This window comes from Myxococcus hansupus, from assembly GCF_000280925.3.
In the GTDB taxonomy this organism is placed as follows: Bacteria; Myxococcota; Myxococcia; order Myxococcales; family Myxococcaceae; genus Myxococcus; species Myxococcus hansupus.
Map to the genome: position 1 here is coordinate 1,278,664 of NZ_CP012109.1, position 22,778 is coordinate 1,301,441.

Annotated in this window: 19 protein-coding genes; 8 read left to right on the forward strand and 11 right to left on the reverse strand. The window is 69.9% G+C overall.

Going from position 1 to position 22,778, the window contains the following annotated elements:
• Nucleotides 1–110 precede the first annotated feature (110 nt).
• The gene (locus A176_RS05285; RefSeq protein WP_002638857.1) at nucleotides 111–1,568 is read left to right on the forward strand and encodes a hypothetical protein; all 1,458 of its coding nucleotides are present in this window, start codon (nucleotides 111–113) and stop codon (nucleotides 1,566–1,568) included.
• Nucleotides 1,569–1,574: 6 nt separating this feature from the next.
• Entirely contained in the window at nucleotides 1,575–2,096 is a 522-nt protein-coding gene (locus tag A176_RS05290; protein ID WP_021781104.1) for a tetratricopeptide repeat protein, read from the forward strand.
• Between the two features lie 130 nt (nucleotides 2,097–2,226).
• On the opposite strand, the gene A176_RS05295 is transcribed toward A176_RS05290, so the two are convergent.
• The 4 genes from A176_RS05295 to A176_RS05310 all read right to left on the reverse strand — a co-directional run bounded on the left by A176_RS05295 (nucleotide 2,227) and on the right by A176_RS05310 (nucleotide 6,876).
• Nucleotides 2,227–3,420 (reverse strand): M48 family metalloprotease, encoded by a 1,194-nt coding sequence (locus A176_RS05295; RefSeq protein WP_002638859.1) that lies wholly within the window; start codon nucleotides 3,418–3,420, stop codon nucleotides 2,227–2,229.
• A 57-nt stretch (nucleotides 3,421–3,477) separates the two neighbouring features.
• Nucleotides 3,478–4,620, reverse strand: coding sequence for a tetratricopeptide repeat protein (locus A176_RS05300; RefSeq protein WP_044889675.1), 1,143 nt, complete (start codon nucleotides 4,618–4,620; stop codon nucleotides 3,478–3,480).
• Nucleotides 4,621–4,852: 232 nt separating this feature from the next.
• Nucleotides 4,853–5,965 (reverse strand): ArsA family ATPase, encoded by a 1,113-nt coding sequence (locus A176_RS05305; protein WP_044889634.1) that lies wholly within the window; start codon nucleotides 5,963–5,965, stop codon nucleotides 4,853–4,855.
• Nucleotides 5,962–6,876, reverse strand: a complete 915-nt coding sequence (locus A176_RS05310) for an ArsA family ATPase (RefSeq protein WP_002638861.1) — start codon at nucleotides 6,874–6,876, stop codon at nucleotides 5,962–5,964. The genes A176_RS05305 and A176_RS05310 overlap by 4 nt, the downstream gene beginning before the upstream one ends.
• 170 nt (nucleotides 6,877–7,046) lie before the next feature.
• On the opposite strand from A176_RS05310, the gene A176_RS05315 reads away from it, so the two are divergent.
• On the forward strand, nucleotides 7,047–7,355 hold the full coding sequence (locus A176_RS05315; protein ID WP_044889674.1) for a hypothetical protein: 309 nt from the start codon (nucleotides 7,047–7,049) through the stop codon (nucleotides 7,353–7,355).
• Between the two features lie 61 nt (nucleotides 7,356–7,416).
• On the forward strand, nucleotides 7,417–8,217 hold the full coding sequence (locus A176_RS05320; protein WP_002638863.1) for a ParA family protein: 801 nt from the start codon (nucleotides 7,417–7,419) through the stop codon (nucleotides 8,215–8,217).
• Between the two features lie 10 nt (nucleotides 8,218–8,227).
• On the opposite strand, the gene A176_RS05325 is transcribed toward A176_RS05320, so the two are convergent.
• A complete protein-coding gene (locus tag A176_RS05325) occupies nucleotides 8,228–8,899 on the reverse strand; it encodes a polyhydroxyalkanoate synthesis regulator DNA-binding domain-containing protein (protein ID WP_002638864.1) in 672 nt (223 codons plus the stop codon).
• A gap of 166 nt (nucleotides 8,900–9,065) precedes the next feature.
• On the opposite strand from A176_RS05325, the gene A176_RS37805 reads away from it, so the two are divergent.
• Nucleotides 9,066–11,522 carry a zinc-ribbon domain-containing protein gene (locus tag A176_RS37805; protein ID WP_226994206.1) on the forward strand — a complete coding sequence of 819 codons (2,457 nt, stop codon included), beginning with the start codon at nucleotides 9,066–9,068 and terminating at the stop codon, nucleotides 11,520–11,522.
• Between the two features lie 59 nt (nucleotides 11,523–11,581).
• Nucleotides 11,582–12,334: a hypothetical protein gene (locus A176_RS05335; protein ID WP_002638866.1), complete on the forward strand. Its 753-nt coding sequence runs from the start codon at nucleotides 11,582–11,584 to the stop codon at nucleotides 12,332–12,334.
• Here A176_RS05335 and A176_RS39645 read toward each other — a convergent pair.
• Entirely contained in the window at nucleotides 12,331–12,687 is a 357-nt protein-coding gene (locus tag A176_RS39645) for a twin-arginine translocase TatA/TatE family subunit (protein ID WP_226994207.1), read from the reverse strand. The genes A176_RS05335 and A176_RS39645 overlap by 4 nt on opposite strands.
• Here A176_RS39645 and A176_RS05345 point away from each other — a divergent pair.
• Nucleotides 12,670–13,395 carry a glycerophosphodiester phosphodiesterase gene (locus A176_RS05345; protein ID WP_002638867.1) on the forward strand — a complete coding sequence of 242 codons (726 nt, stop codon included), beginning with the start codon at nucleotides 12,670–12,672 and terminating at the stop codon, nucleotides 13,393–13,395. The two genes, A176_RS39645 and A176_RS05345, sit on opposite strands and share 18 nt — an antisense overlap.
• 3 nt (nucleotides 13,396–13,398) lie before the next feature.
• Here A176_RS05345 and A176_RS05350 read toward each other — a convergent pair whose 3' ends face one another.
• The 3 genes from A176_RS05350 to A176_RS05360 all read right to left on the reverse strand — a co-directional run bounded on the left by A176_RS05350 (nucleotide 13,399) and on the right by A176_RS05360 (nucleotide 18,725).
• Nucleotides 13,399–14,295, reverse strand: coding sequence for a hypothetical protein (locus A176_RS05350; protein WP_002638868.1), 897 nt, complete (start codon nucleotides 14,293–14,295; stop codon nucleotides 13,399–13,401).
• A gap of 170 nt (nucleotides 14,296–14,465) precedes the next feature.
• Nucleotides 14,466–17,696: an MXAN_5808 family serine peptidase gene (locus A176_RS05355; protein ID WP_044889631.1), complete on the reverse strand. Its 3,231-nt coding sequence runs from the start codon at nucleotides 17,694–17,696 to the stop codon at nucleotides 14,466–14,468.
• Between the two features lie 210 nt (nucleotides 17,697–17,906).
• Nucleotides 17,907–18,725, reverse strand: coding sequence for an EI24 domain-containing protein (locus A176_RS05360; protein ID WP_002638871.1), 819 nt, complete (start codon nucleotides 18,723–18,725; stop codon nucleotides 17,907–17,909).
• Between the two features lie 59 nt (nucleotides 18,726–18,784).
• On the opposite strand from A176_RS05360, the gene A176_RS05365 reads away from it, so the two are divergent.
• The gene (locus A176_RS05365) at nucleotides 18,785–20,122 is read left to right on the forward strand and encodes a glutamate--cysteine ligase (RefSeq protein ID WP_002638872.1); all 1,338 of its coding nucleotides are present in this window, start codon (nucleotides 18,785–18,787) and stop codon (nucleotides 20,120–20,122) included.
• A 13-nt stretch (nucleotides 20,123–20,135) separates the two neighbouring features.
• On the opposite strand, the gene A176_RS05370 is transcribed toward A176_RS05365, so the two are convergent.
• Both A176_RS05370 and A176_RS05375 read right to left on the reverse strand, forming a co-directional pair.
• Nucleotides 20,136–20,762, reverse strand: a complete 627-nt coding sequence (locus tag A176_RS05370) for a hypothetical protein (RefSeq protein WP_002638873.1) — start codon at nucleotides 20,760–20,762, stop codon at nucleotides 20,136–20,138.
• A gap of 160 nt (nucleotides 20,763–20,922) precedes the next feature.
• Complete coding sequence (locus A176_RS05375) at nucleotides 20,923–22,485, reverse strand: Hsp70 family protein (RefSeq protein ID WP_002638874.1); 1,563 nt, start codon at nucleotides 22,483–22,485, stop codon at nucleotides 20,923–20,925.
• Between the last annotated feature and the right edge of the window lie 293 nt (nucleotides 22,486–22,778).

Genomic DNA, 22,778 nt, shown 5'->3' on the forward strand with positions numbered 1-22,778 from the left:
TTCGCTGGGCGCGCCGAGTGCCGTGCGTCGGCACCGCCGCTGCATTTCCACGGCCCGTCCGAATGACGACAGCGCGGCGTTCACTTCAACCCCGTCGCGCGAGAGGGTTCATGCTCGACTTCCTCAAAGGTGCGGCCAACCTGCTGGCGGGCCCCATGGCCGGGGTGGTGGATTTCGCTGGCAATGCGCTGGGACTGCCGCCGCTCATCACCAACTCCATCAAGGTCGCCGCGGGCGCCGCGACGGGCAACGTCATGCTGGCCGCCAGCGGCGCCATGGGGGCGGCGCAGGAGCTGTCCAAGAACCCACCCGCGAAGACGGAGTACCGCGCGTCCTCCTCCAGCCATGCGAAGACGGACAACGGCTACGCGCCTTCCTCCTCCGCGTCTTCGTCGCCCATCCTGGGCCCGGGGAGCAGTCCGCTGGACCCGAAGATGCTGGACTACGCGGACGCGCTGCGGGTGCTGGAGGCGAACTTCCAGCAGTTGGACCTGGTGGATGGCAAGCAGAGCGGCGTCCTGTCGAAGAAGGATTTGAAGCGCATCGCCGCGGACGCCAGCCTGTCGCCGCAGCTCCGCGACGCGGCGGGCTTCATGGTGGAGAACACGGCCTTCTTCGAGCGGCTCGACCGCCAGGGGCCCCTGGCGCGAATCGGCATCTTCTCCCCGCTGTACAACCTCGACACCTTCACCGTGAAGGACCTGCGGCGCGAGCTGACCGTGGTGGAGTCGGAGTTCGCGAAGTACGGCCGGCCCACGCGGCCTGGCGGCGGCGGAAGTCCCTCGGTGCCTGGGCCTGGCGGTGGGCGGCCCACGCCACCACCTCCGACGACGGGGGGCACACCCGGGGGCGGCTCCACGCCCGGCGTGGACCGCGTGCCGCCCTCGACGCCGAGCGCGGTGGACCCGGACCTGCGCGAGTACCACGACGTGCTGCGCATCCTGGATGCGAACTGGGACACCTTCGATACGGCGGCGGGGGTGAAGGACAACCGCTTCACGCGCGACAGCCTGGACGCCATCCTGGCCAGTCCGGCGGCCTCGTCGACGTTGAAGCGCGCGGCGCAGTTCCTCAAGGACCATCCCGCCTACTTCGACCGGCTGGAGATGGCCGCCGGGGTTGGCACGCGGGACGGCATCGTGGGCAGGCCGGACGTCACGGCCGCGCTCCGGCAGGTGGACGCCGAGCGCGGGGGCACCAACGGCTCGGGGGGAGTCCGCGGAACGGGCGGCACTTCCTCGAACGTGCGGAGCATCGTCGACAACCCCAACATGAGCATCGAGGACAAGATTCAAGCCATCCTGATGTCCATCTCCAGCGACACGGACGAGGAGATTCTCGACGTCATGGAGCAGATGGCCAACGTGCGCGACCAGCGGGCGACGCTGGGCACCGGCGAGTCGGACCGCAAGGCGGGCGCGAAGCTGGAGAGCAGCATGCAGGAGCTGGAGTTGCGGCTTCAGCGACTGGTCGAGAAGCGCAAGGCGATGTTCGACCTGATGAGCAACATGTCGTCGAAGTTCCACGAGATGGCCAAGACGGCCATCTCCAACCTGCGGAGCGCCTGAGCCGTCATGGGACGCGTCATCAAACACGAAGGAGCAGTGGCCATGCGGATGCAGCGCGGCGCGGTGCGGAACCTGAAGGCGTTCGCCCGGGGCGAGATGACCTGGGCCGAGGTGGAGGGGATGACCTTCGAGGAGGCGAAGGCCATTGCCCAGGTGGGCTGCGACCTGGCGGCGGCGGGCCGTCTGGAAGAGGCTCGCATCCTCTTCGAGGGGTTGGTGGAGGGGAACCCGAAGGACGCGGCGGCGCGCGCGGCGCTGGGCACCGTGTACCAGAAGCTGGGCAAGCTGGAGGACGCCATCGCCGAGTACAGCGCCGCGCTGGAGCGCGAGCCCGACAACCCGGTGGCGCTGGCGAATCGCGGCGAGCTCTACCTGCGCAAGGGCGAGCGGCAGGGGTTCACCGACTTGGCGAACGCCGTGGAGGCGGACCCGCATGGCGAGACGGCGGGAGGCCGCCGGGCGCGCGCGCTGGTGAAGGCCATCACGTTGATGGCGGTGGAGAAGATGAAGGAGGGCGCTCAGCCGTAGCGGCGTGGCGGGTGGTGTGGGGCCACCCGGCTGGCGGGGAGCGGCCGGGGTGGAGGCAGTCGGCGGGTGGGCTCGGGGACGAGGCGTGGTGGAGGAAGGGGAGGGGGGAGCCCACCTGTCGACCGCTGTTTCACGGAGGAGGAAGCGAGGCGAGCCGCTCGCCAATGGGCGGATGGCTCATGCCCTTGAGGACGACCCACCGGGGGGGCTCGGGGTTCATCTTGTTGACGCGCGCGGCCTTCACCAGCATGCGGCGGAAGGCGTCGACGTCGCCCGTGAGCCGCAGGGCATAGCGGTCCGCCTCGCGCTCCCGCTCCCGGGAGAACGCCCCGGAGATGGGCCGTGCCGTCACCATGACGAAGAAGAAGAGCAGGGAGAGCAGGGGCAGGCTCCGGATGTCAGCGAAGCGGTGGGTCCCGAACCAGCCTCGGGACGCCGACAGCCGCAACAGCCGGTCGAGCGCGAAGAGCAGGGCCACGAGCGCCAGCGACGAGGCGATGCGCGCGGGCCACTTCGGTTCCTGCACATGGCCTGCTTCGTGGGCCACCGCGGCCAGGACTTCGTCCTCGCTCAGCTCCTTGAGGATGACGTCGTTGAGGACGATGGTCCGCGTCGGGCCCTGCCCGGCGAAGTACGCCTGGAGCCGGCGGGAGGCCACGGACGTCTCCTCCACCATGACGTCGGCGAAGGCGATGTCCGCCTGCTTCATGAGCCCCGTGATTCGTTCGCGCACGGGGCCTTCGGCGAGCGGCTTCTGGTCGAAGTAGATGCGTCCGCGGTACGGGTCCAGCGCGGAGGAGACGAGCAGCATCAGGGCCACGGGGACGCCCAACACCAGCCACCAGTGCCGCAGTCTGCGCGCCAGCCCGAAGAGCCCGATGACGAGCGCGGCGATGGCGAAGGCCGCAATCAAACGGCCCTTGAGCAGGTCCCACGCGAAGGTGCCGGGCGTCTGCGTGGACATGCCGTGCCGGTGCTCGAGCGTGTAGCTGAACCAGACGTCCACCGGCAGGTAGACGAGCGTCACGAAGAGGTCGGTGAAGAGCGCGAAAATCACCGCCGCGCCCCAGCCGGGCTCTCCCCACAACCGGTCCATGGCGCTGAAGAAGGCGCGGCTGACGGGGGCGGTGCGGAGGAAGCCGAGCCGTCGCTCCAGGCCCGCCGCCGCCGCCGTGGCCAGTCGGTAGAAGGGCTGGACGAGCACGCCCAGGAGCAACAGGAGCAGGGCCAGCCGGACGAAGGGCTCCACCGCGGCCCGGATGTAATAGGGCTGGTGGTAGGCGTGAATCTCCGCCAGTTGCTCGGGGGTGAACAGGGGCTCCATGGGCCCCAGGCTACGCCGGGGGCCCCGGCCTGCCCAGCCTGGGGCGGAGCGTCGCGCTCAGGTGTGCGGTTCGCTCACGGGCGCGGACGGGGCCGAGGTCGCGGGCTCGGCCTCCGCGTCCGCGAGCAGCAGGGCCTTCACCTTGGCGAGGCTTTCTCGCGTGCGGTCCACGAACGTGCTCTGCGAGCCGATGCGCTCGGCCGTCTCCAGGGTGCGCTCGTAGATGTTGATGGACTTGGTGAGCAGCACGCGGACCTTCTTGCGCAGCTCCTGCCGGTAGATTTCGGCTTCGCTGGCGTCCAGCTCTGCGGGAGCGGGCGAGTTCACCATGTGCTCATAGAGGTTCTCGTACATCGCGCCAATCTGCGCGCCCGCGGCGGTGGCCCAGTAGCCGTTGCCCACGCGGATGGAGCGCAGATAGTGCCCCTGCGCGGAGAGGAGCAGCTCCGCCTTGTAGTTGAGGTCCTCGGAGAGCTTGTCCACGCCCTTGGCGGGGGCCAGCTTCACGTTGTCGTAGTGGAGCCGGTACAGCTCCCCCATGAAGAAGTGGGCCTGGGCGGGGAAGTAGTCGTCCACCTCGCCCTTGTCCTCCAATGCGTCGTAGGTGGAGAGCGCCTTGCGCAGCGTCGTCTCCGCGGTCTCCGGCGCGCCGCTCTCCAATTGGCAGATGCCCTGTTGCACCTGGGCTTCCAGGCGGCGGTTGACGGGCACGTCCGCGCGCGCGGCGATGGTGCCCAGCGCCTTCGCGGCCTGCTCGAAGCGCTCCAGGTGGTAGTCCACCTCCGCGACGCGGAAGGCGGCGTCGAGCGCGTCACCCTGGCCCTTCGCCGGGTCCGCCAGCTCGGAGAAGCGGTGTCCGGCCTCCTCCCACTCCTTGAGTCGCTGGTGAGAGAGGCCCGCGTTGTAGAGCGCCGCGCGGCGGTGCTGGCTGTCCGGGAAGAAGTCCGCGAGCCGGCCGAAGTAGCGCGCCGCCTGCTGGAACTCGTTCGCCGCGAAGGCCGAGGTGCCAGCGGCGAACAGCTCTTCGTCGTTGAGCTTGTCCAGCTCCAGGTCCGCCGTCACCGTCACCGCGTCGAACTGGATTTCCTGCCGCGGCGTCGCTGACGCGCTCGCCTCATCCCGCGCGGCGGAGCCCGTCGTCCGGCACCCGGACACGGCGACTCCCAACGCCGCCACCCACCACCACCGGCGCACTGGCATGTGCTTCACCCTTCTCCCACTCAAGGCGTCATCCTCCCGCTGGACCGGCCACCTCCCAGGACAGCACCAGTCCCCGTGGAGTTCCCACCACCGTCACCGCGCCCGCCAGCTTAATGCGTGGACCCCTGCCGCGCTTCCCCGGCCGCCTGCTTCCCGTGGACGGCAGCACTGAAGAAGTGCGCCCGGTGCGCAAGGGCACCGGGCGAAACGGGAAAACACAGGCGTTGCGAGCTCAGCCGTGCGACTCGTCGCCCACCAGATAGCGTCCGGTACGCCACAGGGCGGAGATATCGTGCACATCCATCGCGAAGCGGGGCACCTGGACGATGGGGACGCCCGGGCAGGCGGCCTGGAGCTGCGCGATGCCGGCGTGGTCCTGCTCGGCCATGACTTGCTGCTCGCGGAGCGTTTCCTCCACCTTGGCGCGGCGGCTGGGCGTCAGCGTGGCCGCGTCCTCCCAGAGTGACGGGGTGGGCATGGGGTGCACGCGGTTGACCACCAGCGACACCACTTCCATGCGGTGCTGCTTGAGCATCTTGTGGAAGTGGATGGCCTCGTCCATGCGCTCGGGATGGGGGCTCGTCACCAGCACGAAGCCGGTGTTCGGGTCCTCCAGGAGCTGGCGCACGCCGCGCGCGCGCTCGCGGAAACCCTCGTTGAGGGAGGAGATGGCGAGCAGGAAGTTGGAGAGCTCCTGGAGCATCTCCGTCCCGGTGAACTTCGCCAGCCCGCGCATGACGTAACCGCCGCGGTTGAACAGCGACATCCCCAGCTTGCCCGCCTTCAACGCGGGGGTGAGGAGGAACTTCGCCGCGTCGTTGTCCAGGAAGTCCAGCACCCGGTTGGGCGCGTCCAGGAAGTCCAGCGCGTGCGCGGTGGGCGGCGTGTCCAGGACGATGAGCTCGTAGTTGCTGCTGCGGCGCAGCTCCCACAGCTTCTCCATGGAGATGTACTCCTGGCTGCCGGCCAGGGCGGTGGAGAGCGACTGGTAGAAGCGGTTGGACAGGATGCGCTCGCGCTGTTCGGGCGAGGCGACGCGGGCGATGAGCTCGTCCCACGTCTGCTTCATGTCCAGCATCATCGCGTAGAGGGGCGCGCGCGGCTGGATGCCCAGGGGCTCCAGCGCGGTGGCGGGAACGCGCGTCTCCGCGTTGCCCAGCGCGGTGAGGCCCAGCGAGTTGGCCAGCCGCTTCGCCGGGTCAATGGTGCACACCAGGCTGGAGCGCCCGTCCGCGGAGGCTCGCAGCGCCAGCGCCGCCGCCGCCGTCGTCTTGCCCACGCCGCCGGAACCCACGCAGATGAGGACGCGCTTGCCCGCGAGCGCGGGCGCGAGGGGCGTGCTCACTTGGCCCCCGTCACGAGAGGTTCGAGGTGCTCCATGACCTGTTCAATCGCCTTGCGTCCGAATTCGGGGGTGAAGAGCCGGGGCACCGGGTAGACGGGCGCGTGGAGGTTGCGCTCCAGCTTGGTCCCCGCGAGCACCGCCTGCGTCGCCCGGTCGTGGTGCGCCTGGGCCACGGCGAGCAGCTCCGGGTGGCCTTGCAGCGCCTCCAAGTCCGCGCCGGTGAAGCGCTCCGGGAAGGACTGGTTGAGCACCGCCGCGTGCGTGCGCAGGCTCACCTTGTCGCGCAGCGCCGCGTGCAGCTCCAGCGCCTCGTTCACCGGCATCTCCTCGGGCAGGGCCACCAGCACGGCGGCGGTGACGGAGGGGTCCACCAGCAGGTCGCGCATCTTCTGGGCTTCGCGTGCCATGGGGCCCGGCGGCACCGTCTGAATCAGCACCTGCGGCACGCTGAGGAAGGAGATGGCGTGGCCGGTGGCGGGCGCGTCCATGACGATGGTGTCGAAACGCCAGCGCCCGTCCGGGAGCTTCTCCTGGAGGTGGAACATGATTTTGCCCAGCAGCACCAGCTCCTGCAGGGACGGGATGAAGCGGAGGAATTGCCGCGACAGCCGGTTCTCGAAGACCGTCTTGTAGAGGGTCTCGAAGCGCAGGACCATGAGGCCGTACTCACGCATGGCCTCCTGCGGGCGCACGTTGACGGCCCAGAGGTTCTCCTCCAGCAGGCGTATCTCCGGGCCCGCCTCGGGACGCTCCAGGAAGCGGCTGACGCGCTCCTGGGTGTTCACCTCGCACACCAGCGTGCGTTTGCCGGCGCGCGCCGAGCGCAAGGCCAAGGCCGCCGCGACAGTGCTCTTGCCGACGCCGCCCTTGCCGGAGACGATCCACAGTCGCTTGTCGAGTAGTCCGGCCATAGAAAGAGAGCGGCGAACCGTAGGAATCGTGTTCACGGGAGTCAACGCGTTTGGCTTCGGGTTGTTGCGCTGCTTGACACGTCGCGTTGCCCCCTCGCAGAGTGCGGCGTTTTCTTCAAGACTTCCCGCTGGCCCGGCAGGGCCCCATTCGCGAGGACGCGCGGTTCCCCATGCTCAAGAACAATCCGGTGATGAAGAAGCTCGTCGAGACGGGCGAGGAGCGCATCGGCAAGCTGGCCCAGCAGCTTCTGTCGAACGAGAAGTTCGTCACGGCGGTGCAGACGCTGGTGTCGCGCTCCCTGGCCGCGAAGGGCACCCTGGACAGCGCGCTGCGCACGGCCCTGTCCGCGGCGAACCTGCCGTCCACCGCGGACCTGGAGCAGCTTCGTTCGAAGGTGGACGACCTGGAGCGTCTGCTCTCGTCCGTTGAAGGCAAGGTGGACACGCTGCTGGCCTCGAAGGCCCCGCAGAAGAAGTAGTTCGCCCGCGCGGCGGAAATCGGTTGTCACCACCTTCTCGGTGGATGAGGAGTGCCCGGCCATGAGGCGCATCGCGTTCATCAATGAGAAGGGTGGTACCTGCAAGACGACCCTGGCGGTGAACACGGCCGCCTGGCTGGCCAAGGAGCGGGGCCTGCGGGTGCTGCTCGTGGACCTGGACACGCAGGGGCATGCGGGCAAGGCGCTGGGCGTGGATGTCCGCACCTTGCCGCGCAACGTGTTCCACCTGCTGACGGATGCGTCGGTCACCTTCGAGGACGTGGTTCAGCGCTCCGCCTTGGAGGGGCTGGACGTGCTGCCGGCCTACAAGGAGATGTCGGACTTCCCCGTGGTGGTGGCCTCCGACGCGCGCCGTGCCCACCGCCTGGCGGACCGGCTGCGCGCTGCGGAGGCCGCGGGCTACGACGCCATCGTCTTCGACGCGCCGCCGTCCATGGGGACCACCACGCGCAACATCCTGGTGGCCGCCACGGAGGTCGTGGTGCCGGTGGCGCTGACGTACCTGGCGCTGGACGGTTGCGCGGAGGTGGCGGACACCGTGCGCCAGGTGGGTGAGGCGGAAGGGCGGCCCGACCTTCGCGTGACGAAGGTGGTGCCGACGCTGTACCGGAAGACGGCGCTGGCCACGGCGATTCTGGAGCGCCTGAAGGCCTACTTCCCGGACGCGCTGGCCGCCACGCCGCTGGGCTACGACGTGAAGGTCGACGAGGCGCAGAGCCACGGACAGACCATCTGGGAGTACGCGCCGCGCAGCCGGGGCGCGCAGATGCTGGCGGCCATCGCGGCGGAGCTGCACGGCGAGCCCGCCCCCAAGCGGAGGCGGGCGGCGCGCAAGGCCTGAGGCGGGAGCGTTACTCCGGCTTCGGCGGCTGCTTCTGCTGCTCGACCTCGGCCAGCTTCTTCTCCAGCTCCTCGAGACGCTGCGTGAGCGTGGCCATGTCGCGGCCGAGGGCGGGGAGGTTGCCGGTGAGGTTCTCGACGACGTGCTTCACGCGCTCGTCGATGCGGCGCTGCCACTCCTCGAAGGCGCGCTGGCTGGCCTTGAGCAGGTCGGCCGGGCTGAGGCCCGCGGCGGCGGCGTCCGGGGTTTCGGCGGGGGCTTCGGCGGGCGCCTCCTCGGCTTCACCTTCGGCGCGGGGGGCGTTCTCGTCCCGGCGCAGGAGCTTGTCGAGGCGGGATTCCGCTTCCTCGCGGATGGAGGCGACTCGCGGGGAGACCTCCTTCTGGATGAAGCCCGAGATGGACTCGCCGGGGTGGCGGATGATTTCCCGCAGCACCGACAGCGGCATCTGGTTCTTCTTCTTCTCCTCCTCGAAGATGATTTGAGCGAGGGTGACGGAGGTCAGGTCCTCTTTGGTACGGTTGTCGACAATCCGTACCTCGGTGCCCTCCTTGATCATCGCTGCGATCTCATCAAGGGTGACGTACCGGCTCTCCACGGTGTCGTAGAGCTTCCGGTTCGTGTACCGCTTGATGATCTTCGGCTCCTTGTTCGGAGCGCCTGCTTGCTCAGCCTCGCTCATGTGTCTCTCCGCCCCTTTTGGGCTCGACATCAAGCCACGTGCCCCGCCTGAGTCTCGCAGGGGCGATTCTCGTAGCAGAGGGGTTGGAGGCGAGCAAGCAACGTGAACCCGGTTCGCCGTGTCCGCCCCGTCGTCCTATACTCGTGGTTCCTGCCGGGCCTGCTGAATGATCGTCAAGTGTGAGCGGTGCCAGACGCGGTTCAAGATCCCCGACGAGAAGGTGACCGAGAAGGGGGTCAAGGTCCGCTGCACCAAATGCCAGAACACGTTCCGGGTCGCCCGCGACGCCGCGGCCGTCGCCCCTCCCGAGCCGCCCGCTCCCTCGACGGACGGGCAGGCCGACCCCTTCGCGCGCTTCGGGGTAGCTGCCGACCCCCGGTCGGTGGAGCTCACCAAGCCGGGCTATTTCGAGATGGGGGTCGAGGCGACCAGGCCCCTGCCTGAGCGCCCCAGCGCTCCTCCCTCGACCTGGAACAGCATGGACGGGGACCTGGGCTCGGATGACAGCGTCTTCCAGGAGCCGACGCGCGTCACCCGGTTGCCGCTGCCGGAGGCTGCGCCTCCGCCGCCCCCACCCGGGGCCTTCGTTGTGCCAGTTCCGGGGAATTCCGGACGTCCGCCGCCCTCCAAGGCGGGGGCCGCCGGTCCCGTCGCGCCGCCACGGGGCCCTCCCATGGGCCTCGAGGACCGGGCCGCGCCTCCGGTGCCCGAGTCCACGCCTCCAGGTGTTTCCCCCGCCAGTGCCCGCCGGGGGGCCGTGCCGCCTGCACCGCCTCCGCCCGGAGCGGACCCGTTTTCGGACCTTTTGGGAGAGCCGGCTCCGGCCAGGCCCGAGGCTTCGGCCTCGGCGGGGGCGCTCCGCCGTGGCGCCGTGGCGCCTCCGCAGGGGGGCAGCCCCTCGGGCGCGGTGGCGCTCGGGGTGATGCGGCCCGCCGGGCGTCAGCCGTCCGCGGCAACTCCCGCGTATGGCGGAGACGACCCGTTTGCCTCCATCGACATCGATGTGGCGCCGGTGTCCTCGGCGTCCCCGGGCGCTCCTCCTCCCGTGGAGGACGACCCGTTCGCGTCGCTCGACATCGACGACGCGGGGAGCGCGGCGGCTCCAGCGGCGTCCGCCCATGGCGCCTCGGGTCCAAGAGGGGCGGCCGTCAGCGCGCCTGTGCCGCCGTTGGGGGCGGACCCGTTCGCGTCCATCGACCTCCATGGCGCGCCGCCTGCTCACGCCGGTGCTCCGACGGGGGACGCGGACCCGTTCGCGTCCATCGACCTTCATGGCACCCCGGCGCCCAAGCCTGCCCGGAGCAGCCCTCCCCAGGCGAGCGCGGACCCGTTCGCGTCCATCGACCTTCACGGCGCGCCGGGGCCCAAGCCCGCCCGGAGCAGCCCTCCCCAGGCGAGCGCGGACCCGTTCGCGTCCATCGACCTTCATGGCACCCCGGCGCCCAAGCCTGCCCGGAGCAGTCCCCCCCAGGCGAGCGCGGACCCGTTCGCGTCCATCGACCTTCACGGCGCGCCGCCTGCGAAGTCGGCCAAGGGCGCTTCGCCGGCTTCATCCGCGAAGGGTGCCGCGCCGGTCGCGCCTCCTCCAGCGGGGCCTGACCCCTTCGCGGCCATCGACGTTGGCGCCGCGCCGGTCGCGCCGCCTCCAGCGGGGCCTGATCCCTTCGCGGCCATTGACGTTGGCGCGGCGGGGGACGCCGGGGCCTCAGGGGCGCCGTCTCCCTTCGGTGTCTTGGATGCGGCGGGCGGCCTCTCTCCAGACGATGGGGCCTCCGCATCCGGGCACGATGCCACTTCGAACCCCGGAGACTTGTTCGACCTCGGCGCGCACGGTGAGGACTCGGGGATGCACCCGACGGACACCGGGCGTGCGGCGCTGTTCGGGACGACCGCCCCAGGCTCCGAGCACCTGTCGGGTGCATCGCTGCTCGCGGATGTGCCCGCCATGGAGGGCGCCCAGGACTTTGGGGTGACGCTGGGCCGCGTGGGCGCGCCCAGTGGCGTTCAGCGCGAGGTCCTGGACGTGGACGGGCTTCCGACGAAGCCCGTGGTCACCGTGGCCAAGCCCACCGCCCGGCCCGAGGACGTGGGCATCCCCCAGCGGCGACCGTCGAGTCGGTTCGGCAAGGCGGTGGGGTTCGTCGTCAACTTCGTGCTGGCGGCGGTCGTGGTCGCCGCGTTGGGTGTCGCGGCCCGGATGTACCAGCGTGACGGGCGGGTCGACCTGTCGGCCTTGTCACTGGAGTCGGTGCGCTCGCTGGTCGTCCCCACGGCGAAGCCGCTCGTGGCCGTGGACGTGACGAACGGCCTCTACGAAACGCGCGACGGCCGGGCCCTCTACTACGTCCGGGGCGAGGCGTTGAATCACTCGGAGACGGCCGCCCGCATCCGGGTGCGCGCCGCGCTGTATGACGGACAGCAGCGCGTGGCCTCCTCCGAAGCGCTGGTGGGGGCGTGCCCACGCCCGAAGAACTCTATTCCGCCAGCACGCTCGAGGCGGCTTCGGCCCTGCGCCAGCGCATCGACGCGGCCGCGGTGCCCGTGGCGCCCGGGGCGAAGGCGCCCTTTGTCATCGTGTTTCCGGAGCACCCCACGGACATGGGGGGCTTCCGGTTGGAGCTGACGTTGGAGCCCGACCTCTCCAAGACGGCGGAGGCGGGTCGCAAGCGCGAGTGAGCCATCATGCCCACGCAGGAGGATGCACGGACTGTCGCTCGCTTCATCCACGCCTTGAGCGGCGGCGCGGAGGTGCGGCGCAAGGCCGCCGCGCGTGAGCTCGCCTGGAGAGACCCGCTCGACTCCAACGAGCTGATAGGTGAGCTCATCTCCCTCTCTCGGGCGGGATGGGGCCCCGCGGCCTGCGCGCTCTCCGACTTCATGGCCGCGCTGGCGCAGGAGTCCGAGCACATTCCCCACGTGGAGTCCCTGCGGCGGCTCGCGAACATCCAGTCGCTCGACACCGTGGCGGACCTGTTCGCGCAGGGGCCCGCGAAGCTGGAGATGGACGCGGACGCCGCCGCGCGCGCGGATGCGAATGCGTTCTCCCAGTCGCTCGGCCACTTGAAGCAGCAGGCCCGCCTCACGAAGGACCCGGATACCCTGTCGCGGCTGGCCACCGTCAGCAATCCGACGGTCCTGCGCAACGTGCTCATCAACCCCCGTCTCACCGAGGAGTTGGTGGTCCGCATCGCCGCGCGTCGTCCGGCTCGGCCCGAGCCCCTCATCGAAATCTGGAAGTCACCGCGCTGGTCCGTGCGCCATGCCATCCGGCGCGCGCTCGTCTTCAACCCGTACCTGCCTCCGGAGACGGGCGCGAAAATCGTTCCGCTGCTCAACACGGGCGACTTGCGGGAGCTGGTCGCGAACGCGGCGTTGCACCCGGCCCTGCGCGCGCAGGCCGCTCGGCTGCTCACAGGAGGCGAGGGGACGCGTTAGCGGCGGCGCGGCTGCTCGGGCTCGGTGAACTCGGCGTCCGAGGTGCTGCGACGCGCAGGGGGGAGTGGCTTCGCATCCACCAGGTCGTCGCCACGCGACGCCTTCCGGAACGAATACACGAACTTGCCCACGGCATTGCCGAGCTGACCCATGCGGGCGGCCGAGAAGACCACCAGCAGGATGAAGCCGAGGACGATGATTTCTCCGAGGCCGAGGCCCAGCATGATGAAGCACAGTGCAGCAAAGGGCGGGGGGAGGCAAGCCGCGCGTCCACCGCTGTACGCCCGGTTGGACTTCTGCTGCACGCCGCCGCGCACCAGCGCAGACTGGAGGGCATGCTCCTGCTTGCCCACCGTGGCGCCAGCGCCGACGCCCCCGAAAACACCCTGGAAGCCTTCGCCGAGGCGGCCCGCCAAGGCGCCGACGGGGTGGAACTGGACGCGATGCTCTGTGGCTCCGGGGAGGTCGTCGTCTGCCACGACGAGCGGCTGGAGCGGCTCGCACGCCTTCCGTGGGAAGTCCGCCTCACGCCGTGGTGGAAGCTTCAGCGCGCGGATGTCGGCTCGCCGCTGGGTTTCGCGCCTGCTCGCATCCCCCTGCTGGAAGAAGTCCTGGGGGCCCTGCCGCCCCAGTTCCTGGTCAACATCGAGCTCAAGTGCGAGCGCGCTGACGACGGGGGCCTGGCGGAGCAGGTGGCGCGGCTGGTGCGCAAGCATGGGCTGGCGGGCCGGGTGGTCATCTCCAGCTTCAACCCGCTCTGCCTCTTCCGGCTCGCGGCTGCGGCGCCAGAGCTGCGCCGGGGGCTGCTCATCGACCCGGACAAGTCCTGGGCCGTCCAGGCCTACGCGGTGAGCCCGCTCGTCTCGTCACACTCGGTCCACCCCTTCCACGAGGCCTGCACCCCGGAGCGCGTGGCCGGCTGGCGTGCATCGGGGCTGAGCGTGGCGGCGTGGACGGTGGATGATGCCCAGCGCGCCCATGAATTGGAGCGCATGGGCATCAGCTACCTCATCACCAACCGGCCGGGGGCGGTCCGTCAGGCCCTGCACCCCGCCGGGTGACGCTCAGAAGTCCAGGCCGAGCGTGGTGTTGAAGGCGAACACGGCCGGGAGTCCCCGCTCCACGGTGTTGCCGTTCTCCTGGTAGGAGACGCTGCCCGTGCGCGTCAGCGAGAGCTCCGCGCCAAGCTGAAGCACGCCACCGATGAACCGCACGCCGCCGTAGATGCGCTGGTTGATGTTACTGCCGAAGCCCACCTTCCGGTACACGGCGGTGTCGGTCAGCGCCTCGCGCGAGTCATCCCCGGTCGTGTCGTCGAAGGACCGGTCCTGGTTGAAGTCGATGCGGCTGGACGTCGCGCCGACGAAGCCCAGGTCCAGGCCGCCGTAGGGCGTCAGCGTCACCATTCCGCCCAGGGGGAACTGCTTGCCCACGCCGAAGTCCAGGCCCATCACCGTGAGGCTCAGGTCCCTGGCGCCGAACAGCTTCGTCACGTGCCCGCGCACGCCGAAGTCGGGCAGGTAGGTGAAGCCCTCGTTGGCGGCCCACTTCACCTCGCCCGTGGCCACCACCTGGCTGCTCTCCTCCACCCAGCCAACGCGGCCGCCCAGCTCCAGCGAGAAGGGCAGGCCCTTGCGCGCGTGGAACGATGGGATGAGCACCGTGGAGGGCTGCTCTCGCTGCGTGGGGATGTTCACGCTGCCCGGCAGGGACACCACGGAGAGCTCCGCGTTGATGGCCCAGGCCGAGTGCCCCGTCGTCTCCGGGGGCATCAGGTTCACCGAGGTGATGGCCGCGCCCATGATGCGGGCGAACGCCTGGAAGTCCGCGTCGGCGGACGCCACCGCGTTGTCTCCGGTGGGATTGCCGAACCGAGCGATCTCCAGGTCATTCGGACCCGCGAGCGCGGACGCCCCTGCCGCCCAGGCCGCAAGGGCCAGCCACCGACTGAACGTCCGCATTCGATTCACCGCCTCCCGGGCGCGCGACCGGCCGGTGAGGCGCCCACCGCGCCGGACGCTAACGCCTGCTCGCGAGGAGCGTCAACAAAACGGGCGGCCCCCCCCGTGGTCTCCAAAGGAGTCCCACCGGAAAGGCCGCCCGGAAAGCGGCGGAAAACGCCTGGCCGCGCCTACTGCTGCTGCTGCTTGCCGGCGGGGTTCCCCGCCTGGGCGGCCATCTTCTGAGCGACCTCCGCCGGGCGGCGGCGGATGACCAGCGTGCGGCGGCTGGCGAAGTCACTGTCCTCGCGGGCCACCACCAGCACGTTGTTGTTGCCCTCCTTCAGCGCGAACTCGGTGGAGAACTTCAGCGTGTTCGGCTCGCTGCCCTTGGGGTCCACGCCCTTGAAGTAGACCTTCTGGTCGTTCACCAGCACGTAGACGTCCAGCAGGCCGTGCGGGTCCGTCACCACACCGGAGAGGGTGAACTTGTCGCCGTTGGCGACCAGTCCGCCCGCGGCGGGGTCCACGTCCAGGCGGATGTCCGGCGGACGGTGGTTGGTGGCCAGCGTGGCCTTGGGCGCGGTGGCCTTGCCCGACTTCACTTCCTTCGCGTCCTGGCTGCGCACGAAGGCGAAGCGGTCCTTCTCCAGCTCCACGCGGTAGAAGCCCTTGGTGGCCGCCTCGGAGGCGAGCACCGTGGTGCCGCTCAGCTTCGCCACCGGACGGGCCGCCTGCGTGGGGGCGCCGTAGAGGTCCACCTTGTCGCCCAGGCGGACCAGGCCCTTCTTCGGCTCCATCGTGGCCACGGCGCCGTCGGTGACGGGCAGCTCCAGCTTCTCCATCACGAACTCCTCGAGCGGCTCATCGATGATGGCCAGCTTCAGCGGGAAGGTGTCGCCCTTGAAGCCCTTCTTCACCTCGAGCTGGAAGCGCGCCGTCTTCGTCTCGCCGGGCTTCAGCTCGCCCAGTTTGAAGCGGCCCTTCTCGATGAAGATGTTCGCGTCGCCGCCATTCTTGATCTGCGTGAACGAGTCGAGCGCCGGGCCGGTGCCCGCGTTCGTCACGTCGAGCAGCACGGAGACCGTCTCGCCGCGCTGCACGGTGCCGTCACCGTTGCAGGTGGCGCAGTCGTCGATGACCTGCCAGTTGAAGGCGAAGGCGGGGCGGGGCAGCTCCACGAAGTTGAGCTCGGCCACCCGCGTCTCCGGCAGCACGCCGTTGTCGTCGAAGAAGCGCACCGTCACGTCGTCACGGCGGCTGGTCAGGTCCTTGGGCAGGCGCACCTTCACCTTCCAGGTCTTCTTCTCACCCGGGGCCAGCGCGCCGAAGAGGAACTCGCGGCGGTCGAGGAACGCGTTGTCGCTCTCCGTCCAGGCGCGCACGCGCTTGAGCGGCTCGGTGCCACGGTTCTCCGCGGTCAGCGCCATCTCCATGACCTCGCCCGCGGCAATCTTCGCCTCGGGGCCCGGCGTCATGGACACGGCCATCTGCACGTTCTTCGGCGTCGGACCGGCGCTCCAGTCGACCCCCAGCGCCGCGATGGCGCCGTTGATGCGCGTCTCTTCCTCGGCGCGCTTCTGGTCGATGAACGTCTTGCCCTGCTTGAGCTGCTCCTTGCGCGTGGTGGCCGGAGCGCGCAGCACGAAGTCACGGGCGAAGACGACCTCGAAGTCCTCCTTGATCTCCTCCTGCGCCTCGGCGTCGAGCTGGTCGTCCAGGTCCTCGCCGCTGCCCGCCACGTCCACGTCGAGCAGCGGGTCCTTGTCCCCGTGCTTCTTGTCGTTGGCGGCCGTCTTCGGCGCGGCCTTGCCCTCTTCCTTCTCCTTCTTGGCGGTGGCCTGGGCCTGCTTCTCGTCCACCTTCAGGTACTTGAGGGTCACCAGCGGCTTCTCGCGGTCGAGCACGTCCTCGCGCTTCTTGGCCACGGTGGTGGAGTCCGGATTGCCGAAGTGCTGGTCCAGGTCGGCCTCGCCCATGGAGCGGCGCGGCGCGAACACGTCCACGCGCTCGTCGGTGGCGCGGGTGGGGATGAGCTGGATGTCCGGGACGATACCGACCTCCTGGATGGAGACGTCACCGGGGGTGAGGTACTTGGCGATGGTCAGCTTCAGCGCGCTGTCATCCGGGAAGTCGTACAGCACCTGCACGCTGCCCTTGCCGAACGTCTGGCGGCCAATGATGGTCGCGCGGTCGAGGTTCTTCAGCGCGCCGGCGACGATTTCGGACGCGGAGGCGCTGCCGGCGTTCACCAGCACCGCGATGGGGTAGGTGTCCTCACCCTCCGTCGGACGGGCGCGCTTCTCCTCGCGCAGCTTGTCGGACAGGCCCACCGTCGCGACGATGGTGCCGCTGGACAGGAACGTGTCGGACACCTGGATGGCCTGCTCCAGCAGACCGCCCGGGTTGCCGCGCATGTCGAGCACCAGGCCCTTGAAGCCGCCCTTCGCGTCCGCCTGCTTGCGCATCTGCGTCAGCGCCGCCTCGAGGTCGCGCGTGGTGTTGCCCTGGAAGTTCTTCAGGCGGATGTAGCCGACGTTGTTGGCGAGCAGCTTGTGCTGCACGCTCTCAATCGAAATCATGGCGCGGGCGAGCGTCATGATGCGGGGCTTCTCCCAGCCGTCGCGCTCCACCGTGATCGTGATGCGGCTGTCCACCGGACCGCGCAGCTTCGACACGGCCTCGTTGAGGTCCATGTTGACGGTGGACTCCTCGCCAATCTTCTTGATGCGGTCGTCCTTCTGGATGCCGGCGCGGTGCGCGGGCGTCTTCGGAATCACCTTCACGACGGTGAGGTTGCCCTCGCGCATCTGGATGACGAAGCCCAGGCCGCCGAACTCACCCTTGGTGGACAGCTTCATCTCCCGGTACAGCTCCGGGCGCAGCAGCACCGAGTGCGGATCCAACGTGGACAGCATGCCGTTGACGGCCGCGTACTCCACGTCGCGCGTGTCCTCGATGGGGCGCATGTTCTTCGACAGGAAGTCGAAGACGTCCTTGAGCGCGAAGGACATCTTCCACAGCGAGTCCACGTGGGCGATGTCGAACTCGCGCTGCTTGCCGTTCACGTTGACGTTGAGCTTGCCCGTCTCCGCGTTGCCGTCCACGAGCACGTCGGGAACGCTCTTCTCGACGTACTCCAACGACGCGATCATCATCTCCTTCGGCTTCACCCGCTTCGGGTCGACGTAGTTCTCCTTCACGTAGAGGATGACCTTCGTCAGCACCCGCAGGCTGTTGAGGTCGTGAGGGGCCTTCTCGCCTTTGGCGGCAGGAAGACTGCCATCCCACGAGCCTTGACCGGCCTCGGCTGCCCCCATGGTGAGCGGCAAGGGAGCCCGGTCATTGCCCACCAGGGCCCAGGCGCCGAGGAGCACGGCAACGGCTGTGATGCGGCGGAGGAAACGCGGCATTTGGTTCATCCAAGCTGGGATGCTGTCCGGCACCCCGGGTGTGGCGTGAAGCCTTGAGATTTCGACCGTTTATGCGAGTAGGCGAACACTGTAAGCGGCCGGGCAAGCCTAATCACGGGCTCCAGGTGCTTCAAGGCATCGCCTCTCTGCTGGTGATGCAGAACGTCCTTGGTGAGCATTGCGTTCCCGTTCCTCCCGTTCGACACCCGGCCCAGGCGTTTATTTCAACGCAGCGGTAGAGGACGCTCCTGGAGGGGGTGGCAGCAGCCGGGCCTCGCGCAGGCCGCCGTAGAGCAGGGTGCCGGCGACGATGGCCACGGGCAGGAAGAAGGTGTTGAGGATGGGCACCCAGAGCAGGACGTAGATGCCCGCGCCCAGTCCCAGGCAGAGCGCCCGGCGCTCGCGCATCATCCGGCGCACCTCCGCGAAGGGGTAGAGGTGGCGCGTCATGGGGGCGGCCAGGAACTCGCCCGCCATCCACATCGTGGTCCACAGGCTGCCGAGCACCGTCCACAGGACGCTGCCCACGCCGGGGATCAGATGGAGGGGCAGGAGGATGGCCAGGCCCGCGAGGAGGAAGAACAGGCGCGCGAGCGTGTGGGCAATGCCGGTGACGAGCCCGCGCAGGAATCCCCCCAGGGTGAAGGCCGCGCCCGGGCTGCCGCCCCACGCCTCCTCGGTCATTTCGGACAGGGGGTCCTGGAGGGGGGCCAGCAGGAGCGGCGGCACCACGTTCGCTCCCACCACCCAGAGCACCAGGGAGGACAGGATGAGCACGGTGGACCAGGCGGCCCGGCCGTACCAGCTCTCCGGGCGGGCCCAGACGGAGGCCAGGGCGCCGGGGGCGTAGGTCCACAGCAGCCAGACGAGCCCCACCAGGGCCACGGCGGTGACGGCGGCGCACAGGGCGGACAGGAGGAACAGCCGGCGGTCGCGCAGGATGAGGGAAAAGGCCCGGCCAAGCAGTCCCAACCCCTGGAAGAAATCGGACAGGCGGGGCTCGGGGGCGACGTGGGGGAGGACGGAATGTGGGCTCATAAAGGGCCGATGCTCAAATCAAAGCGGGTCCGAAGGGCTACGTTATATAGGGCGCGCCCATGTCTCTCGACCTCAAGCGCGCGGCCTCAGAGCCCATCTCCTCTGTCGACATGCTGGTGGCCGGTTTCCGTGCCGCCGAAAAGCCCCGCGGAGCGCACCGACTGGGGCTCGAGCATGAGAAGTTCATCTATCCCGTCGGGGGCGCGGAGCCCCCCACCTATGAAGGTGCGCAGGGCGTTGGCGCGCTGCTGAACCGGGTGTCCGCCGCGGGGTACACCCCGTTCCGGGAGACGCCGGAGTCGCCCGTCATTGCGTTGCAGCGGGGGGGCGCCACCATCTCCCTGGAGCCCGGCGGCCAGTTGGAGCTGTCCGGCAGCCCCTTCGTCACCGCGCGGGAGGCCCACGCGGAGAACCTCACGCACCTGTCGGAGGTGTCGGCCGCCGCCGACGCGCTGGGGTTGCGGCTCGTGTTCCTGGGCTACCGCCCCTTCGGCACGACGGCGCAGATGCCGTGGATGCCGAAGACGCGCTACCTCATCATGCGCCGCACCCTGCCGGAGCGCGGCCGGCTGGCGCTGAACATGATGTTGATGACGTCCACCGGCCAGGTGTCGCTGGACTGGGCGGACGAGGCGGACTGTGTCCGCAAGACGGTGGTGGTGGCCCGGCTGGCCCCACTGATGAATGCGCTGTACGCCAACAGCCCCATCGTGGAGGGCAAGCCCTCGGGCTACATGTCCTTCCGCAACCGCGTCTGGGACGAGGTGGACCCCACGCGCTGTGGCTACCTGCCCGCGTTCTTCGACGGCTCCTTCTCCTACCAGGCCTACGTGGAGTGGGCGCTGGACGCGCCGCTGCTCTTCCTGCGGCGGAACAACGAGTACCTGTACCCGAAGATGACCTTCCGGCAGTTGCTGAAGGACGGCTTCGAGGGCAAGCCGCCCGACCTGAACGACTGGACGGACCACCTGTCCACGCTCTTCCCCGAGGTGCGGCTGAAGACGGTGGTCGAGGTGCGCGGGGCGGACTGTGTGAATCCCGCGATGACGGGGGCGCTCGCCGCGCTCTGGCGGGGCATCCTCTATGACGCCACCGCGCTGGAGGAGGCCGAGCGGCTCCTTCCGAAGCTGAGCTACGCCGACCACCTGGCGTTCCATGACACGGCCCGGCGCGAGGGGCTGGCGGGGCGCATGGGCACGCAGGAGATTCACCGGTTGGCGGCGGAGATGGTGGCCATCTCCCGGCGAGGCCTGGAGCGGCTGGATGCGCTGGACGCGCCGCTGCTGGAGCCCCTCGCCGAGGTGGCCGCGTCAGGGCGTTCGCCCGCGCAAGCGGTGCTCGAGGCGTGGGAGAAGAACCCCCGCCCCGAGGCGCTGCTCGACGGCTTCGGACGGTGATGTGGCGGGCGGCCTAGAACTGGCCGCCAATCATCACGTTGCCGTTGAAGAGGCTGCCCTTCTCGTCGGCGTTGGTGACGGGGTTTCGGACGAGGCCCTCCCCTCCGACGAAGCGGTACGTGGCGCGCGCACCGGCCACCAGGTGGCCCAAGCGGAAGTCCAGGCCCGCGGCCACTGGCAACTCCGTCTGCCAGTCGTTGTTGTAGTACGCGTCCGCGCCGTCGGACGGGTTGAGGTAGCTCAGTCCCACGCCCACGCCGACGAAGGGACGCCACTTCTCCTTGATGAGGGGCCCCGCCTTCGCGAGCAGCGTGGCGTTGTTGCGCCAGACGCCCTCGCCGCGGCCGTCGTCCCGCAGACGCTCGTCGCGGATGGGCAAGCGCTGGCCCTCGTAGCCGACCTCGACGCCGCCGTGCTCCCACGGATAGGCGCTGGCGGTGATGCCGAACAGCGGGCCCACGCGCGTGTTGCGGCCCAGGTCGCCCGTGAAGTTACCCAGGCCCACTCGGGCGTCGATGCCCACGGTTGGTCGCTCCTCGACGCGCAGCCGCTCGCCCACCTGTTGCGCTTCGACGGCGAAGGCCGGTCCCGCCATGCCCAGCGCCGCCGTGGCGACTCCACCCACAATCGAACGTCGCATCGCATCCCTCCCCGGGAAATCAGTCACCGGAAAGCTGGCCATCTGTCGGCACGGTTACAGAGAGAGCCGCAGGGGCGCACGGTGGCCTGGAGGGCCCCTGCCGCGTCGGCCCACGGGGCGGGAGGTTTGGCGGCGTCCACCCGGACGGGCGGGCAGGGGCTCAGCGGCGGCCGAAGAGTTTCTTGATGCCGGACAGCAGGCCCCCGGGACGCGGCTCTGGGGCGGGCTCCCACGGAGAGCGGGCGATGAGCGCGTCGAAGGCCGCGTCGTCCAGAGGCTCGGTGCCCAGGGGCACCGCGTGCCGCTTCACGCCGGGCAGCGTGGCCTCCAGCGACAGGGCGCCGTCCGCGGTGAGCGCGAAGTGCAGCTCCACCTCGCCCGCGCGTTCGACGTTGAGCGCGAGCCGGCCGAGGTACTCCGCGTCGTTGGCCTGAGCGGAGGTCCCTTGGAAGAGGGCGACTTCGAGCGGGCCGGGCGCGCAGGGGACCACCAGCGTCTTGGTCGCGGGCAGGCGGGTGTTCCGTTCGAGGACGCGCCGCAGGGTTCCACCGCGCTCGGCGACGGCGAGGGGTGAGGAGAGCACTTCGGAGACGGTCGCCGCGGGCTTGCCGACCTCGGCGAGGAGCAAGCCTTGTCCGAGCAGCGCGGCGCCCAGGGCCACGCTGTTCTTCGCGTCCACGTCCTCGCGCACGCTCACTCCGAGACTCTCCTCGAGCCGGCGACGGACCATCGGCGTGGCGCTCTGCCCACCGACGAGGAGCACCGCGTCGAGCCCTTGCGGTGAGAGGGCGTTGGAGTCGAGCACGTCGCGGACGACGGTGGTGACGCGCTGGGCGAGGTCGGCGGTGAGGGCTTCCACGCGCTCCCGGTTGAAGGGAGGCACGGTGCCCGAGGGCAGCGTGACGTCCACCTGTTCCTGGGTGGAGAGGGCCACCTTGGTGGACTCGGCCGCGGCGCGCAGGGGCATCCAGTCGAGCGGGTGGTCTGGCTTGGGCACGCCTTGTTCGGAGAGGTCGCTGGCGAGCGCCTCGGCGATGCGGCCGTCGAAGTCCATGCCGCCCAGCGTGGCGTCTCCGCCGGTGGTGATGACCTCGAGGTCGTCACCGGTGACTTGCACCACGCAGACCTGGAGCCCGCCGCCGCCGAGGTCCACGACGAGGACGCGTTTGCGCGCGAGTCCTCGGCCATGTGCATACGCGAGCGCCGCCGCCGCGGGGGCGATGAGGATGCGTTGGGCGTCGAGCCCCGCGAGCGTCGCGGCTTCCCGTAGGGCCGCGCATTGGCGGTCGGTGAAGTGCGTGGGCGCGCAGATGACGGCGCGAGTCGGCTTGCGGCCCAGGTGAGTCGCGGCGGCGTGCTTCAGCTCGCGAAGCAGCATGGCAGTGAAGAGGGTGGGCGAGATGACGCGGCCTCGGACCTCCACGGCTGCGTCCCCGTTGGTATCGGTGGTGACGGGGTAGGGGAGCAGCGGCGCGAGCCAGCGGAGCTGCGGCGAACGGGGCTTCAGCCCGAGCAGGCGTTTGAGGCCGGGGACCGCGCGGCGCGGTGCGCGGCTGCCTTCGAGTTGCGCGGACGCGCCGACAACGAGGTCGCCGCTGCCATTCACGGCGATGAGGGCGGGGAGGTCCGTGGCGGTGGTGCCGGGGAGCGGAATGAGCGTCGGAGTCCCATCGCGGACGAAGGCGACGCGCGCCTGCGTGGTGCCGAGGTCGATGCCGAGCACGACCTCGGGGGAGGCGGGCGCGGAGGTGGGAGCCGGAACGGGGACTTCGAACAGGGCACGGCGGCGGTTGCGAGGCGCGTCCGCATCGAGGGCGACGGCGGGCGTGGGCTCGGGCTCAGCGCGGGAAGGGAGTGCTGCCGCCGCCGAGGGCGCACGGGTGCCCGCTTCGTCACGGGGGGCCTCGGGCTCAGTGGTGTCGCCTGTCGACGTGGCCGGTGCGTCGGGCGTCGTGGGCTCTTTGCCGGGAGACGGCTGCGTCAGCGCTTCGTCGTTCTGATGGGACGTCGGGGCTG

Excerpts from the sequence above, each read along its gene's own strand:
- A176_RS05285 (WP_002638857.1), top strand. The coding sequence starts at position 111 with ATGCTCGACTTCCTCAAAGGTGCGGCCAACCTGCTGGCGGGCCCCATG.
- A176_RS05290 (WP_021781104.1), top strand. The coding sequence starts at position 1,575 with ATGGGACGCGTCATCAAACACGAAGGAGCAGTGGCCATGCGGATGCAG.
- A176_RS05295 (WP_002638859.1), bottom strand. The coding sequence starts at position 3,420 with ATGGAGCCCCTGTTCACCCCCGAGCAACTGGCGGAGATTCACGCCTAC.
- A176_RS05300 (WP_044889675.1), bottom strand. The coding sequence starts at position 4,620 with ATGCCAGTGCGCCGGTGGTGGTGGGTGGCGGCGTTGGGAGTCGCCGTG.
- A176_RS05310 (WP_002638861.1), bottom strand. The coding sequence starts at position 6,876 with ATGGCCGGACTACTCGACAAGCGACTGTGGATCGTCTCCGGCAAGGGC.
- A176_RS05315 (WP_044889674.1), top strand. The coding sequence starts at position 7,047 with ATGCTCAAGAACAATCCGGTGATGAAGAAGCTCGTCGAGACGGGCGAG.
- A176_RS05320 (WP_002638863.1), top strand. The coding sequence starts at position 7,417 with ATGAGGCGCATCGCGTTCATCAATGAGAAGGGTGGTACCTGCAAGACG.
- A176_RS05325 (WP_002638864.1), bottom strand. The coding sequence starts at position 8,899 with ATGAGCGAGGCTGAGCAAGCAGGCGCTCCGAACAAGGAGCCGAAGATC.
- A176_RS37805 (WP_226994206.1), top strand. The coding sequence starts at position 9,066 with ATGATCGTCAAGTGTGAGCGGTGCCAGACGCGGTTCAAGATCCCCGAC.
- A176_RS05335 (WP_002638866.1), top strand. The coding sequence starts at position 11,582 with ATGCCCACGCAGGAGGATGCACGGACTGTCGCTCGCTTCATCCACGCC.
- A176_RS05345 (WP_002638867.1), top strand. The coding sequence starts at position 12,670 with ATGCTCCTGCTTGCCCACCGTGGCGCCAGCGCCGACGCCCCCGAAAAC.
- A176_RS05350 (WP_002638868.1), bottom strand. The coding sequence starts at position 14,295 with ATGCGGACGTTCAGTCGGTGGCTGGCCCTTGCGGCCTGGGCGGCAGGG.
- A176_RS05355 (WP_044889631.1), bottom strand. The coding sequence starts at position 17,696 with ATGAACCAAATGCCGCGTTTCCTCCGCCGCATCACAGCCGTTGCCGTG.
- A176_RS05360 (WP_002638871.1), bottom strand. The coding sequence starts at position 18,725 with ATGAGCCCACATTCCGTCCTCCCCCACGTCGCCCCCGAGCCCCGCCTG.
- A176_RS05365 (WP_002638872.1), top strand. The coding sequence starts at position 18,785 with ATGTCTCTCGACCTCAAGCGCGCGGCCTCAGAGCCCATCTCCTCTGTC.
- A176_RS05370 (WP_002638873.1), bottom strand. The coding sequence starts at position 20,762 with ATGCGACGTTCGATTGTGGGTGGAGTCGCCACGGCGGCGCTGGGCATG.